We start from the raw sequence: 15,657 nt of genomic DNA, 5'->3' as shown, positions 1-15,657 counted from the left end.
ATTTTTAATTATCCTCTATTAATTTCCAGGCATCATAAAGTGTTTTTTCATTCCCAAGATTGCCTGGGAAAGTAATAATGGGGATTGGCTTAATCTTATTGGATTGCGGACAAACAACGGAAAGGCCCGGCAAAATTTGGCCTTTGAGTTTTACGGACCCTAAATTCAATCCCGAGTTCAGCAGCATTTGGGTTGTTGTACCACCTTTACTTATAATATAACCAAGCTCTGGTAAAATTTTGGCAACAATATTAGCCATAATAATTGCTAAAAACTGGCCAAATCTGAGACTATTTTGAATAGACATAAATGTTATTTCCTTCCTACTTGTATAGAGAACGGGTGTTTTTAGATTTACAATAGCTTCTTTTATTTTTTTTACTATTAAATCCTGAAAATATTGAATATCATCTTTTAAGTAATCATTATTATAAAATCTAAGGATTGAATCAACTGGCAACTCTATACCTTCAAGTTTTGAATTTTTCAAAAGAAATCTTAACTGTTGATCAGCAAGATCAACATGAGAACCTACACTTATTAAACCGCTCTTATATGTATTATGGCAATCTTTTAATCTTAGAGAAATTAAATCTTTCTTATCATAACTATCCTTTGGAAGATCAGATAATGAACCGATAAGACTAGCTGCTGATCTAAAAATAAACTTCTTTGAGAGAAAAGCTTCTTTTATTATTTCAGCAAATAAATCTAATTGGGATTTATTAATTGAATCAACCACAACATTTTTATTTTCTTTTAAAGAAAGTAAATTCTGAAGTAATATCTTCTTTTCTTCCTCTGATTGAATTGCTAAATCCAGTTGATCATCATTTATTCTCATAACATCTTTAGAAAGTATTTCTCCTTGACTTTTCTCTTGAAGCCAGTCAGGGAGAAAGCTAGTTGAGTAAGGGAAATTCCTATCTTTGGCAAAATTTGTAAGGTGAACAGGAACACCATTTATTTGATGAACCCCTTTTGATGTGGTTCTATTACCCTCAATAAAAGCTGGAACATGAAAAGTTGCATCGAACGGTCCTAACTCTTCATTTAGAATTTTTGGTTCAAGAACACCGTGGCCGCGCAAAGTTGAATCTCCTCTACTAACAATTAAAAATTCACTACTTTTTAACCTCTCTTCGAGAACTATATCTTTTAAAATTTTACAAACTTTTCTAATCGTTCGTTCCGCTTTTAAAGCAGTCATCGCTCTTGTATTTACCAAAATAAAAAGAAGAGGGGAAGAATCTTTCAGAGAGTCTAAAATTATTTTTTTTTCTAACTTCAAAATTAAATTACAACCATAAACAGTTTGTGAGCCTGTTGGATCGTCATCCAAAACTATAATTTTCATTATTTTTAATTACATTAATATCTCTTAAAAGTTGTTGATCCTAATCCCATGACTTAGGAATTTTAACAAAAGAACTATTTAGTTTATCTATTGAATCGCATCCTAACAATTTCATTGTTCTAACAATATCTGATCGAAGAATGTCAATAGCTTTTGCAACACCTTCTCCGCCCGCTGCTGCCAACCCATATGCATATGCTCTTCCAATTAATACACCTTTAGCGCCTAGGCATAAAGCTTTCACTACATCACTTCCTCTTCGGATTCCACCATCAAGAAGAACATCTATTTCTGAATTTGCGGCTTTTATGATTTCTGGCAGAACACGAATTGTTGGAGAAACACTATCAAGTTGTCTTGCTCCATGATTTGAGACAACCACCGCATCAGCTCCGCATTCAATTGCTTTCCTTACATCTTCACCAACATGAACCCCCTTAATAATTATTTTCCCGCCCCAAGCTTCTTTGATCCACTCAAGGTCACTCCAAGTGACAACAGACTCCTCCAAAGCTGGGCCAATTTCGGTGTAGCCCATTGGCCCATCTTCAAGCTCAACATTTGGAAAATTCATTAATCCACCATCACCAAACCATTGAGTTAACCAGCAAGGCTTGATGAGCATTTGCGAAATGTAAGGGAGCATCGATATTGGATTCATTGAGAGCAACTGCTTGGTTCCGTTACGAACATCACGCTCCCGAAGCCCAGAAACAGGTGTATCTATAGTTACGACAAGTGCAGTAAATCCTGCTTTTTTTGCTCTTTCAATTGTCTTTAGAGCAACCTTTTTACCTCCAAGCAAATAAAGTTGATACCAAGCTGGTCCAATGGTTGCTTGTTTGACGTCCTCTAATCTGCACCCAGATAAAGTGGAAAGTGTGTAACCAGTTCCTGCTTTACCTGCTTCTCTAGCCGCAACCATCTCACCTTTTGGATAGAACATTCTACTGCTTCCAACTGGAGCAAGAATGAAAGGAAGATCAAATTTTTGATCCAAAACAGATATGGACAAATCGCAGGATGGGATAGATACAGCACACTTAGGCCTAAAGAATATCTCGTTGTAGGCACTACAGTTTTGAGAAAGAGTTTGCTCCCTATCAGCACCACTGTCTATATAGTCAAAAACCATTCGAGGTAATCTCCTCTCAGCCAGAACTCGCAAATCAGCTACATTAACAACATTTGTTGATGAAACATTAGCTTTCATATGAATAAAACTGCTTGGTTTATTTAGAGCAAAATACAATATCAGAAAGCTTCAACTCAACTATTTGAAGCAATCAATTAGAAACAAACTTACATTTGAGTTTGAGTTCATCTCCTGAATTTAAGTTTATTATTCTTTTGCCAGTATTTAATGCCCCTCGAGGGCTTGTCCATGGTTCCAGGCATAACATTTTTCGATGTGGTTCAGTCCAAATAACTGTCAAATCAAGAGGTGAATAATTTTGCATTTCCAACTTATGTCCAGATAACATGTCAGTAAAAGAGACAAAACCATTGGGGTGGCAAAGAAAATCAACACCCGTTGATAATTTACTTAGTTGCTTATTTGTTTTAATTGTAGAATTGTCAATTTGATTCTGACAGAAATCAGGTAATCCTTCAAAAATTAAATTATTTAAATCAGTTATTTTAAAGTAAGGATGAAGACCAAAGCAGAATTGCATTTTTTTCTTATCTAAGTTTTTTACATTTGCATTTATAGCAAGAGCATTTTCTAAAAGTTGAATTTGGATTTTTATTAAAAATTTAAAAGGATATATTCTCTCTGTTTGCAAGCTATTTTCAAGAGTTAAAGTTATAAATTTATCTATATTAATCGTCTCTAAGCTCCAGGGAGTATTTCGTGCAAAACCATGCTGTTTCATGGAAAATTGTTGATTTTGAAAATTAAAAGTATTATCAGGAAGGTCGCCACAGATAGGAAAAAGGATTGGTATGCCGCCTCTTACACTTAAATCTTTATTTTTAAACCTTTCTAAATCTAAATAAAGAATGTCTCTGTTATTGCAACACCATCCAGTAATAAGTCCACCTCTCTCTGGAACTATTCTTATAAAATTTCCATTTTCAAGATTCTTATATTCCCAGTGATCGTAAGGCGACGCTTTTTTAAGCAGCGAAAATAACATTAGCTATTGACTTGCTGCTAATTAAATTTTTGTAAGCCAAGAGAGCAAAGCCTCATTGACCTTTTCAGGTACTTCATCATGTGGGCAATGTCCTGCATCTAGAACAACCTCAGTAGTTTCTTTGGGTACATATTTTTGAAATACTGACCGTTTCCCAGGAGCATTCATCCATGGATCTCTATTTCCCCAAAGTAATAGAAGGGGTGATTGAAGTTCAGCGAACAATTCATCGAGTGGTTTCCCAGGGGGGCCACCAGGTTCAAAAACACTTCTAAAAACAGCAAAAGCCCCTGGATCCAGCGAAGGTCTTCTAATAGATTCAATTAAATCATCGTCAACATTTTTTTTATCAATGTAAACCTGATTTAATGTCTTTCTAATTGTTCCAGGTCTTCTAAGATTTTCAAATATCAACCTTTGAACTAATGGATCCTTAAGAAGTCTTCCACCCAAAAATCTAATCATTTTTGTTATTGAGCCTTGTTCTTTTTGCTTATCCTCACTAAAACGACCCGCTGCGTTTAATAAAACCACTCCAGCGGCTTCTTTGCCAAGTGATGATCCTGCTGCTAGAGCTGCGTAACCTCCAAGAGAATTACCAACAAGGACAGTTGGTTTTTTAATTTTTTCTTTAACGTAAGCTACTACTTGATCTCTCCAGAGATTGCCACCGTAATTAAGACCAGCTGGTTTGGAACTTCTTCCGAAACCTAGTAGGTCAATGGCATGAACCTCATGAGATTGACTGATTATGGGAATGTTATATCTCCAATGATCGGTAGACGCACCAAAACCATGTATCAGTAATATTGCAGGAGAATTGGCATTTTCACCCATTTGATTGGAATGATTTGGTTGAGAGCTTAATGAATGCACATCATGTCCCAAATATTTCCAAGCTTTAATTGATTGATGCGTGCTATTTATCATTCAATTTTTAATTTTATAAAACGATGATAATAAACTGAGTTGTTTTTTTGATTTCAATCAGGAAGGGATTCCCCCACACAAATCAACAATTAAATCAACCCAACAGGATTGGCTGCAATCTCATCGGGGATTTTATTACCCCCACTAGGTGGTTTATCTTTGAGAACCACTCGAAGCAGTATTGGTGCGAGAAAAGTTGTCCCTATAACCATTAAAAGAATTGCTGCCTCAAGCGATGGAGTCAATAATCCTGCACTTGTACCTAAGCCCAAGAAGATTAATCCCACTTCACCTCGAGGCATCATTCCAAGTCCTACAACTAACCTATCTGTCGGCTTATCACTTATGAATGACCACCCTGCAGCAATTTTTCCAATAATGGCAACTACAAGTAAGAATCCTGCAACGATTAAAGCCGATCTACTTGATGGGTCTAATGGATTTATCACTGACAAATCCATTCCCGCCCCAACCAGTACAAAGAAAATTGTCGCGAATAAAGACACCAAAGGAAGAACAGATTGTTGTATTGCATGATTGTTCTTCGAACTACTAAGAATCAATCCCGCTGCAAAAGCCCCTAAAGCAGCTTCGAGACCAATTGCAGTTGCAACAAAACAACTAAGAACCAAGATTACAAAAGATGCAACCACAACTGCACCAGGGGCCTTTAATTTTTCAAGGAGAGCATCAAATGCAGGAGCCGCTGTCCGACTTAAAGCAATAGCAGCAATTACAAAAACTGTCGCGGCAACAACTAATTTCACAATTGGTGCTATTTGCAAAGAACCACCTGCGGCAAGCGCCACAACAACTGCCAAAATTACAATTCCTAAAATGTCATCCAAAACAGCTGCACCAATTACGATTTGTCCCTCTCTAGTTTTTAAATATCCAAGCTCTCCAAAAACACTAGCTGTAATACCAATGCTTGTTGCAGTCATTGATGCTCCTGCAAAAACTGCGGGTATTACATCCACGTGAAAGATAAACATCAGCCCGATAGTTCCAAATGCAAATGGTAAAACAACTCCTGCCATTGCCACAGTGAAGGCTTGAGCTCCAACTGCAACTAACTCTTCAAGCTCACTCTCTAGACCAGTAAGAAATAAGAGAGCATATAAACCAAGCGTGGCAACGGCTTGCAAGGATGGGAAAGTCTCAAAATAAAGATCTGGGACAGCATCTGATGGGATAGAGGCAAGAGAACTTATTAAAGTCACAAAGCCTTCGTTTAATTCCGCATGAGCCGAGGGCGGTAAAAGTAAATGAAGTCCTGATGCGCCTATCAAAACCCCGGCCAAAAGTTCTCCAACTATTGTTGGCAAACTCAATCTGACCAAAATTTCAGCCAGAGTTCTAGCTGCAACAAAAATCAGTAGGAAATTAATAACTCCTATTAGGGTCTCAGCAACTTCAACATCATGAGTGCTGAGCACAGAAAAAAACAATTCCAAAACTACTTAAAGGCCATTTATATAGAAAAACATAAATTACCAACAACCCTCAAATATCATTTTGCAATCAATACGAAAACTTCCTTGACAGGTGTGGATCTGAAGTTACTGCGTTATTTATGCAAAAAGGGCGATTAACGTACAAGCCTCTAAAACTTCCCATATGAGCAGCTCACAGCCATTAGATCTGCGTCTGCCCACTCCAGGCTGCTATGCAGATCCTGAGAGGGCTGGCATAGATGCTGATGCCGTATTTGATGGCATGACAGAGCATCTATTTTTTACTTTGGGAAAACTCGCTACCACAGCAAGTCTTAGGGATTTATACATGGCACTTAGTTATGCAGTCAGAGACCGACTGATGACTAGGTATCTTGCAAGTCAAGAAGCAATAAGAGAGAGACCACAAAAAACAGTCGCTTACTTATCTGCTGAATTTTTAATCGGTCCTCAGCTAAACAATAACCTTTTAAACCTGGGAATTAGAAAAGAAGCAGAGGAAGCCTTAAAGCGTTTTGGTATTGAATCACTCTCACATATTCTTGAAGTTGAAGAAGAGCCTGGGTTAGGCAATGGTGGGCTAGGCAGACTAGCTGCCTGCTATATGGAATCTTTAGCAAGTCTTCAAATACCTGCTATTGGCTACGGGATTAGATATGAGTTTGGTATTTTCAATCAATTAATCAGAGATGGTTGGCAAGTAGAGGTTACAGATAAATGGTTGAAAGGAGGCTGGCCATGGGAGTTACCCCAACCGGATGAGTCCTGTTTTGTTGGATTTGGTGGTCATACAGACAACTATATTGATGAGAAAGGAAATTACCGTTCAAGATGGATTCCTTCAGAGCATGCCATAGGTGTGCCTCATGATGTTCCTGTTCTTGGTTATAAAGTAAATACATGCGACCGACTTCGTTTATGGAGAGCTGATGCTACTGAAAGTTTTGATTTTTATGCTTTCAACATTGGTGATTACTATGGCGCAGTAGAAGAAAAAGTAGCTTCAGAGACACTATCTAAAGTCCTTTATCCAAATGACGGAACCGATGAAGGTAGAAGATTAAGACTGAAACAGCAACATTTTTTCGTTAGCTGCTCCTTACAGGATATGTTGCGAAGTCTAGAAAAAAGAGGCATCCAAATTGAACACTTTTCTGATCATTGGACGGTCCAATTAAACGATACACATCCCGCAATTGCAGTGGCGGAGTTAATGAGGCTTTTAATTGACCATCATAATTTTGAATGGGAAAAGGCTTGGAGCATCACTACAAGAAGTGTTGCCTATACCAACCACACTTTGCTACCAGAAGCCCTAGAAAAATGGGACTTGAATTTATTTAAGGATTTACTTCCAAGACATTTAGAAATTATCTACGAAATCAACAAGAGATTTTTACAACAAGTACGACTGAAATACCCAGGTAATGATTTGATACTTAGAAAATTATCAATCATTGACGAAGATGGATGTAAAGCAGTCAGGATGGCTCATTTAGCGACTATTGGTGCTCACCATGTCAATGGTGTAGCCGCCTTGCACTCGGACCTAATAAAGCGTCAACTTCTTCCTGAATTTGCTGAGCTATGGCCTGAAAAGTTTACAAACGTCACTAACGGAGTAACTCCTCGTAGATGGGTTGCTCTGGCTAATCCTGAATTATCTTCTTTGCTTGAAAAAGAAATTGGTTCTAATTGGGTAACTAATATGGAACTTTTAAATAAACTTGAAGATAAAGTAAATGATGCAAATTTTATTGATCAATTCGCAGAAACAAAGCTATCAGCAAAAAGACAATTATCTGGATTTATCCATAGGCAAACAGGTGTTTTAGTCGATCCTGCAAGCTTATTTGATGTACAAGTAAAGCGAATCCATCAATATAAAAGGCAGCATCTTAATGCACTACAAATAATTGCTCAATACATCAGGATTAAAAATGGAAAAGCAAAAGACTTAGCTCCGAGAACAGTTATTTTTGGAGGGAAAGCTGCGCCGGGATATTTTATGGCAAAACTTATGATTCGCTTTATTAATGGAATAGCTGAAGTTGTCAACGCTGATCCAGATATGGAAGGTGCCCTCAGAGTAATATTTTTACCTGACTTCAATGTTAAATTAGGAGAACAAGTTTATCCAGCAACTGATCTATCTGAACAAATATCTACTGCAGGAAAAGAAGCATCTGGCACGGGAAATATGAAATTTGCGATGAATGGGGCATTAACTATTGGAACTTTAGATGGAGCAAACATAGAAATTAGAGAAAAAGTTGGTAAAGATAATTTCTTCCTCTTTGGAAATACTGAGAGTGAAATAATGGAACTTAGAAATAATGGCTACAACCCCCGCCAGTACATAAATGAATGCCCTGAATTGGCTGAGTCAATAAAATTAATAGAAGTTGGACATTTTAGTAACGGAGACAGTGAACTTTTCAAGCCAATACTTGATTCACTTACAGGTCAGGATCCATTTTTTGTAATGGCAGATTTTGCGGCTTACCTTGAAGAGCAGAGTAATGTCAATAAAGCATGGCACAATAAAAATCAATGGAATAAAATGGCCCTATTGAACACTGCCAGATCAGGTTTTTTCTCATCAGACAGATCAATTAAAGAATATTGTTCTTCAATTTGGAATGTCAGCCCACTCCCAGTTGAGATAACTTGTGACTCTAGTAATCGTGATTAAAATTAATTTTTGTCAGGCAAATCCGGAGTTTGATGGAGCAATCTATTCAATCTCAACCTATCTGCATTAAGCGGATCTGGTGCAAGTTCACCTGCAATTTCTCTAAATTTTGCTTCTACTGAATCTGGAACTTTTACGTCAAATATTCTTTCCATTAAAACTTCAATAGAAAACAAATGAGCATTTATATTGTCAAGATCTGAAATAGCCTGAGATATAGATTCGAGTTTTTCGTCGGGTACTGAACCTTTTTCTTTATCAATATTCTTCTCAGAAATTTTTGTCCCTTGTTGTTTCTGTAAATCTTCCAAAACTCGACTACACAAAGTTCTGAATGCTTGTAGAGCAGCCCAATTTAACTCTTGTTGCTGCCTTAAGGTCGGGCACTCACGAATTAATCGATCATGCTCTTTGTAAAACCTTAAACAATCAGGACATTGACAGGGCTCTTGTGGCACTGGCGTCCTTACGAATACTTACTAACTTACATCTTCTTATGCCACCATAGGTGGTTCACCAGTGAAATTACTGTCACCTTGATCGGTCTCATTATTGTCAGGGCCATCAGGCAAAGGGATTTCTACACTAGAGACAACTTTTATAACATCCCTCAATCGCATTGAATCAGCAAACCAACCCATAGCTTGTTCAGTATCACCTCTTTTTTCCGCATCTGTAGCTTGATCCTCATGAGCCTCTGCTAAAAGAGCAAGCCAACAAAGGCATCTAGCCTGAACAATGGAAAGATCAAGATCAGTGGGTTGTGTTTTTGAGATCTGTTCGCTCTCTTGCTGAACAAGTAAACGAAGACGTAGATCGTGAAGCTGTGTCATTCAGACTGATTCACTAAAACAACACTAGCGAGAGAGGGGCTGTTTTGCCCACCCACTATATGTAGAATTTCAGCTTTGCTTAAGCTAGAAATTTTGATCTTCAAATAACTGTCAAAATTATGATTGAACATCTTCGCTGCTTGGGCAAAAATCTTAGTAATGATGAACTTACTAAAGGTTGGAAGTAATTCGCTCCACAACTCGAGAGAGTTTTTAATTTTTACTAAAAAAATTAGTTTAAATTGACATTTCTTAATCTATGGATCAAAAAAAGCATTATTGATCAATTATTCAATCAGAAGGGGGGGGGGGAGAGAAGTAGCCACAATAACTTAAAAGAATTATCGATAAATCTCTCTGAGAGTCATGTCTATTTTTGGGATTAAACGGGGCTGGCGGGACTCGAACCCACGACCTACGGTTTAGGAAACCGTCGCTCTATCCTGCTGAGCTACAGCCCCACTGGAAGAAATCAACTCTTCAAGGCATTATGGTCAAAGGAAGCAGGAGAGGCGATCGCAATTGACCAGTGCTTAAGCATTATCAATTGAGGAAAGTCCGGGCTCCCCGATGGTCAGGCTTGCTGGGTAACTCCCAGTGCGGGTGACCGTGAGGATAGTGCCACAGAAACACACCGCCGATGTCATTTTGTTGGCAAAACATTATGCACAGGTAAGGGTGCAATGGTGCGGTAAGAGCGCACCAGCAGCATCGAGAGGTGCTGGCTAGGTAAACCCCGGCCAGGAGCAAGGCTGATGAACTTAATGGCTGACCATCTTGCCAAGTTCAGATTTAAACGCCGCTTGAGGTTGTTGGAAACAACAATCCCAGATAGATGATCACCCGTCTTTTTAATAAAGGCGAACAGAACCCGGCTTATGACCTGCTTTCTCTTTAATTTATCTCCACAGAGATATTTATGATAAACAAAAAACAGTTAACAGATTTAAGAATTAAAAATTTATATCTATTACTGGATAAATTAAAGATCACAGAGATGGCTCTGGAGATAATAAAGAAGAAACAAAAAGAGAACCTTGAGACAATTAATGAAGCCTTGACGCATACCTCACATGATGCAAATAAAAATCATGAACGACTTGAATTTTTAGGTGATGCTGTCCTGAGACTTGCAGCAACAGAATTTATCGAGAGAAATTTCCCAAAGATGCAAGTTGGTGAAAGATCTGAACTTAGATCTCAATTAGTCAGTGATGAATGGCTAATGAGAGTGGGAAAGGCAATTGAAATAGAAAAATATTGTTTAGTAGGGAAAAAAACCTTTAAAGATAGCTCTGCATTAGACACAATCCTTGCGGAAACAACAGAAGCACTCATTGGAGCTCTATTTGAATGTTTTAGAGATCTTGTCGCCATTGACCATTGGCTTTGTCCGTATTGGTTAGAGGAGAGTAAATCAGTTTTGCAAGATCCACACAAAAAAAATCCAAAGTCCGCTCTTCAGGAATGGACGCAAAGTAAGAGACTTCCTCTGCCCAATTATGAAACGCAAGAAATTTCAAAAGAACATGGAAGTATGAAAAGGTTTTGCTGCCATATCAAATTATCCGGAGAAATAATTTCTAAGGGTTGGGGCAAGTCAATAAAAGCTGCTGAAAAATCCGCCGCAAAATTTGCACTTGCTTCAATTACAAAATAAATATCAAGCCCAACTAACAGGATTCAATATCCTTTATGGGTATGGTTATTAATTTGTCCCAGTTACCTCCCTCAAAAAGAACAGCAGCCTTATCACCACTGATTCTTTGAACAAAACCCTTGTAACCCCTATAAATTGATCCAACATCTTTAACAACGACAGTACTTCCAGGTAAAATAGGCGTGGTTGAATTATTCACTTTGAATATAGTTTAGAAATTAAAGGCCAAACTCATTATCGCTCAAAATAAAATGTTTAGCACCGAAGAATGGTTAGAGGTTGGCAAAATTGTCTCTGCTCAAGGACTCAAAGGTGAACTAAGAGTTAACCCAGCAAGCGACTTTGCAGAGAGATTCACAAAACCAGGGAAACGTTGGTTGCAAAAATCTACTGAGCAACCAAAAGAGGTAAATCTAATTAGAGGGAGACAAATCCCTGGGAAGTCCCTTTTTGTGATTGCAATAGAAGGAATAAACAATAGAACAATGGCTAATACTTTGATTGGATATAAATTTTTAGTTCAATCAACTGACATTCCTAAGTTAAATTCAAATGAATTTCATTTCTTAGATTTATTAGATCTTCAGGTGAAATTGAATAAAGAAAGTAAACCAATAGGAAAAATTACCAATTTAATAAATGCAGGGAATGATCTTCTCGTAATGGAATCTAATGAGGGGAAGAAGATATTAATTCCTTTTGTAAAAACTATCGTGCCAACAATCGATCTTAAAAATCACTGGATAATAGTCAATCCCCCAAGTGGTTTACTTGACCTTGAAAATGTTGACTAGAAAATACTTTTTTACTCCCATATGAAACAAATAAACAAACCAAAAATAATTAACGTTATTCCAGTAATTCTTTGTGGCGGAACTGGTACAAGACTTTGGCCCCTTTCAAGAGCATCTTTCCCAAAGCAATATTTAAATCTAATTGGAGAATCCAACCAAAGTTTGCTTCAACAAACTCAACTAAGACTAAAAGGTCTTAAAAATTTATCTAAACCAATTTTAGTATGTAGCGAAAATCATAGGTTTCTTGTTGCTGAGCAAATGCGGCAAATTGATATCGAACCAAAATCAATAATTCTTGAACCTGTAGAAAAAAATACTGCGCCTGCAATAGCAATCTCAGCACTTGAAGCATTAAAGGTTCAGACAGATCCTATCTTGCTAATTCTTGCAGCAGATCACGCTATCAAAAATATTAAAAATTTTCATAAAACTATTGAAGCAGCAATCCCCATAGCTGAATCCGAAAGGCTTGTAACTTTTGGAATAGTTCCTACTTCTGCTGAAACAGGTTTTGGTTATATAAAAGCCTCTAAAAAACTTGATTTCGAAAAACAATCAGGGGAAACAATAGAAGAATTTATTGAAAAACCAGACATAATTTCTGCTAAAGAATTTATTAATGACAATCGATTTACCTGGAATAGTGGGATGTTTCTATTTAAAGCTACAACAATATTAAAAGAAATTGAAAAACTTGAGCCAAAGATAATTGCATGTTGCAAAGATGCAATTTCGAATGGAAAAAATGATCTTGATTTTTTCAGACTTGATAAGGAATCCTTTTCAAAATGTCCAAAATTAGCTGTAGATACTGCGGTGATGGAAAAAACAAAACTAGGGACTGTGCTTCCATTAAAAGCTGGATGGAGCGATGTTGGGAGTTGGAAATCATTATGGGAAATAAACCAAAAAGATAAAAATGGTAATTTTTTGCAAGGGAATATATTTATCGATGACACAAAAAATTGTTATTTACGAAGTGAAAATAGGTTAACAGTGGGGCTAGGAATAAAAGATCTCGTTGTAATTGAGACTGATGATGCTGTATTAATTTCTCATATAAGTAAGACACAAGAAGTTAAAAAAATTGTAAATATTCTTGATAAAAAAAATATTTATGAAGGGAAGAATCATAGAAAAGTTTATCGGCCTTGGGGCAATTACACATCAATTGAAGCTGGAGAAAATTGGCAAGTTAAAAAAATAGTCGTTAATCCTGGAGGAAGCTTATCACTTCAAAAGCATAATCATCGATCTGAGCATTGGATAGTTGTCAAAGGAAAAGCCTTAATTCAAAAAGATGGTCTAAAAGAATATCTTGATGTAAATGAAAGTACTTATATTCCTCAAGGTTGCATTCATAGATTATCAAATCCTTTCAAAAATAAAGTTGAGTTAATTGAAGTTCAAACTGGGGAATATCTAGGTGAGGATGATATCATTAGATATGAGGATATTTATGGAAGAATAGAAATTAAATAAATTGTTATTCTATTATTCAACTGTTACGCTTTTAGCTAAGTTTCTTGGCTGGTCTATATCCAAACCTCGATGGGAAGCAATGTGATAACTCAAAAGTTGTGTTGGTAGAACATTAATAATTGGACTTATCCATTCACTTACCTGTGGTGTAACAAATAAATTTTCAAAAATATCCATCTGTTGATCTTTAGGCCCTATTCCTATTAAGCGAGCATCTCTGGCTTTAGCTTCTTGTGCATTACTTATTACTTTTTCAAAAACAATTCCTTTCGAAGCAATTGCAATAACTGGTACTTGCTTATCTATTAGGGCAATTGGTCCATGTTTCATTTCTCCAGCAGGATATCCTTCAGCATGAATGTAACTTATCTCTTTCAATTTCAACGCTCCCTCAAGCGCAATTGGATAATTTATTCCTCTACCTAAAAAAATAGCATCATTTACATTTGAGAATTGATGCGCCAACAGTTTTGCTACTTCAGAGTGAGATTTTAAAAGTTCTTTAAGGTGTTCTGGAATCTTCTTTAACTCATCAATAAGTAGCAAAATTTCATTCAAAGAACGAGATTTTCGTTTAGAAGCAAAGCCAATGGTTAATGCATAAAAACTAAGCAATTGTGCCAAGAAAGTTTTTGTTGCAGCCACTCCCACCTCTATTCCAGCATCTATGTCCAAAATGAAATCCACTTGCCTTGACAATGAACTCTCTGGACGATTGGTTATACCCAGCTGCCTTGGTAAATAATCAAATTCCTTACTTTGTTTTCTTCTTTGAGCATCCATTGAAAGTGCTGCAAGTGTATCTGCAGTTTCTCCAGATTGAGTTACTCCAATAGTCAATGTTCTTGGTTTTAAAGGAGGTGGTGCATATCTAAACTCACTTGCATAAAAAACAGATGTAGGCACTCCCGCGAATTGCTCAAGAAGATATGCGCCAACCATTGAGGCGTGCCTACTAGTGCCACATGCAAGTATTTGGATATTGTCAGTTGATTTATAAAAAGAATCTTCGAAAGGAAGATCAATAGGATTTGTTTCTTCTAAACCATTCGGAAAATATCTATGAATCCAACATTCAGCAGTATATGGCTGCTCATGAATCTCCTTGAGCATGAAATGACGAAAGTTGGATTTACTTATCTCAACTTCATTTGATTTTATCAATGAAGGAGATCGTTTCTGTCGATTATTTTTTGAATCATATAGTTCAATACCAAGTGGACTGAGTAAAGCAATTTCTCCATCCTCCATTGGGAGAATAGTCCTTGTAAAACCTTCAAAGGCCGGGGTATCACTAGCACATATAAATTCACCTTCTCCAAAACCGATAATTAATGGGGCTTGATTCTTTGCAATAACTAATGCCTCAGGAGCTCTGGCCCAAATCACAGCAAGTGCATAAGAACCTTCTACTTGCAGTAAAACTTTTTGAACTGCTTTGAGCAAAACTTCAGATAAAACATCATTTTTCGTAGGTTTTCTCAAAGCTATTTCTCGAGCAATCAAATGAGGGATTACTTCCGTATCAGTCTCTGAAGAAAATTTAATACCATCGGCAGTTAACTGTTTCCTCAAAGAAGTGTGATTTTCAATTATGCCGTTTTGAACCACTGCGATTTCCCCTAAAGAATCGGTATGTGGATGTGCATTATTTTCGTTAGGTTTGCCATGGGTTGCCCATCTTGTATGGCCAATCCCAACTTTTCCTTTGGGGCGATCAAAATCAACCAATTTGGATAAGTTATTCAATTTTCCCTGTGATTTTTTGCAACATATTTCTCCATTTTCTCCATTTAAATTCTTGATGACTGCAAGACCAGCAGAATCATATCCTCGATATTCCAGTTTTCTTAATCCATGAAGAATCTGAGAAGCCGCCTCTCTATGACCAATAAGGGCAACAATTCCGCACATGATGGATTTTTATTAAAGCTATCAAAGACTAAATAATCTTATGAATCGAACAAGTCAAAGTTTTGGGCAAAACTTAATACGCGAGACCCATACTTCTAGTTGTCTCATCCCCGAGATATACACGAATACTTAAGAAATCAGTTGGGCAGGCCGTTTCACAACGTTTACAGCCGACACAATCTTCAGTTCTTGGAGATGAAGCTATTTGACCAGCTTTACAACCGTCCCATGGGACCATCTCAAGAACATCGAGAGGACATGCCCTTACGCACTGGGTACAGCCAATGCAGGTGTCGTAGATTTTGACAGCGTGTGACAAATTGCGTCGAAGAATCTTGGTGTATAAAACTATACCTCTTCTAGAGAAACATCTGAAGAATAATTTACTTTG

Annotated in this window: 14 protein-coding genes, 1 tRNA gene and 1 other RNA gene; 5 read left to right on the top strand and 11 right to left on the bottom strand. The window is 37.1% G+C overall.

All coding sequences use genetic code 11. The annotated features are described in order from the left end of the window. Positions 1–4: 4 nt before the first annotated feature. The 5 genes from AC6EJA_RS07160 to AC6EJA_RS07140 all read right to left on the bottom strand — a co-directional run bounded on the left by AC6EJA_RS07160 (position 5) and on the right by AC6EJA_RS07140 (position 5,885). The gene (locus tag AC6EJA_RS07160) at positions 5–1,357 is read right to left on the bottom strand and encodes a four-carbon acid sugar kinase family protein (RefSeq protein ID WP_498501979.1); all 1,353 of its coding nucleotides are present in this window, start codon (positions 1,355–1,357) and stop codon (positions 5–7) included. A 40-nt stretch (positions 1,358–1,397) separates the two neighbouring features. Then, positions 1,398–2,570 (bottom strand): alpha-hydroxy acid oxidase, encoded by a 1,173-nt coding sequence (locus AC6EJA_RS07155; protein ID WP_498501978.1) that lies wholly within the window; start codon positions 2,568–2,570, stop codon positions 1,398–1,400. 73 nt (positions 2,571–2,643) lie between these two features. Then, on the bottom strand, positions 2,644–3,498 hold the full coding sequence (locus tag AC6EJA_RS07150; RefSeq protein ID WP_498501977.1) for an aldose epimerase family protein: 855 nt from the start codon (positions 3,496–3,498) through the stop codon (positions 2,644–2,646). Between the two features lie 21 nt (positions 3,499–3,519). Then, positions 3,520–4,428: an alpha/beta fold hydrolase gene (locus AC6EJA_RS07145; RefSeq protein ID WP_498501976.1), complete on the bottom strand. Its 909-nt coding sequence runs from the start codon at positions 4,426–4,428 to the stop codon at positions 3,520–3,522. 89 nt (positions 4,429–4,517) lie between these two features. Continuing rightward, a complete protein-coding gene (locus AC6EJA_RS07140; protein WP_498501975.1) occupies positions 4,518–5,885 on the bottom strand; it encodes a cation:proton antiporter in 1,368 nt (455 codons plus the stop codon). Positions 5,886–6,048: 163 nt separating this feature from the next. Between AC6EJA_RS07140 and AC6EJA_RS07135 the strand changes: the two genes are divergently transcribed. After that, positions 6,049–8,580, top strand: a complete 2,532-nt coding sequence (locus AC6EJA_RS07135; RefSeq protein ID WP_498501974.1) for a glycogen/starch/alpha-glucan phosphorylase — start codon at positions 6,049–6,051, stop codon at positions 8,578–8,580. A 2-nt stretch (positions 8,581–8,582) separates the two neighbouring features. Here AC6EJA_RS07135 and AC6EJA_RS07130 read toward each other — a convergent pair whose 3' ends face one another. The 3 genes from AC6EJA_RS07130 to AC6EJA_RS07120 all read right to left on the bottom strand — a co-directional run bounded on the left by AC6EJA_RS07130 (position 8,583) and on the right by AC6EJA_RS07120 (position 9,874). Beyond that, the gene (locus AC6EJA_RS07130) at positions 8,583–9,038 is read right to left on the bottom strand and encodes a DUF8661 family protein (RefSeq protein ID WP_498501973.1); all 456 of its coding nucleotides are present in this window, start codon (positions 9,036–9,038) and stop codon (positions 8,583–8,585) included. A gap of 36 nt (positions 9,039–9,074) precedes the next feature. After that, complete coding sequence (locus tag AC6EJA_RS07125) at positions 9,075–9,413, bottom strand: DUF8670 family protein (protein ID WP_498501972.1); 339 nt, start codon at positions 9,411–9,413, stop codon at positions 9,075–9,077. Positions 9,414–9,800: 387 nt separating this feature from the next. Then, a tRNA-Arg gene (locus AC6EJA_RS07120) sits at positions 9,801–9,874 on the bottom strand. 38 nt (positions 9,875–9,912) lie between these two features. Here AC6EJA_RS07120 and rnpB point away from each other — a divergent pair. Together rnpB and rnc are read left to right on the top strand one after the other, a co-directional pair. Next, positions 9,913–10,308, top strand: an RNA gene (rnpB, locus tag AC6EJA_RS07115) — RNase P RNA component class A. Positions 10,309–10,332: 24 nt separating this feature from the next. After that, positions 10,333–11,073, top strand: coding sequence for a ribonuclease III (gene rnc / locus AC6EJA_RS07110; protein ID WP_498501971.1), 741 nt, complete (start codon positions 10,333–10,335; stop codon positions 11,071–11,073). 13 nt (positions 11,074–11,086) lie between these two features. On the opposite strand, the gene AC6EJA_RS07105 is transcribed toward rnc, so the two are convergent. Next, positions 11,087–11,272, bottom strand: coding sequence for an NAD(P)H dehydrogenase subunit NdhS (locus AC6EJA_RS07105; RefSeq protein WP_498501970.1), 186 nt, complete (start codon positions 11,270–11,272; stop codon positions 11,087–11,089). A 52-nt stretch (positions 11,273–11,324) separates the two neighbouring features. On the opposite strand from AC6EJA_RS07105, the gene rimM reads away from it, so the two are divergent. Then, a complete protein-coding gene (rimM, locus tag AC6EJA_RS07100) occupies positions 11,325–11,867 on the top strand; it encodes a ribosome maturation factor RimM (protein WP_498501969.1) in 543 nt (180 codons plus the stop codon). Between the two features lie 21 nt (positions 11,868–11,888). Beyond that, positions 11,889–13,352, top strand: a complete 1,464-nt coding sequence (locus AC6EJA_RS07095; protein WP_498501968.1) for a mannose-1-phosphate guanylyltransferase/mannose-6-phosphate isomerase — start codon at positions 11,889–11,891, stop codon at positions 13,350–13,352. 12 nt (positions 13,353–13,364) lie between these two features. Here the strand turns inward: AC6EJA_RS07095 and glmS are convergent, their stop codons facing one another. Then, a complete protein-coding gene (glmS, locus tag AC6EJA_RS07090; RefSeq protein WP_498501967.1) occupies positions 13,365–15,266 on the bottom strand; it encodes a glutamine--fructose-6-phosphate transaminase (isomerizing) in 1,902 nt (633 codons plus the stop codon). Positions 15,267–15,339: 73 nt separating this feature from the next. Further along, positions 15,340–15,585 carry a photosystem I iron-sulfur center protein PsaC gene (gene psaC / locus AC6EJA_RS07085; protein WP_006850103.1) on the bottom strand — a complete coding sequence of 82 codons (246 nt, stop codon included), beginning with the start codon at positions 15,583–15,585 and terminating at the stop codon, positions 15,340–15,342. Positions 15,586–15,657: the final 72 nt, after the last annotated feature.

Source organism: Prochlorococcus sp. MIT2309 (assembly GCF_059772305.1).
Note: the sequence above shows the minus strand (reverse complement) of the source record. Positions and strands in the feature narration are given on the sequence as shown.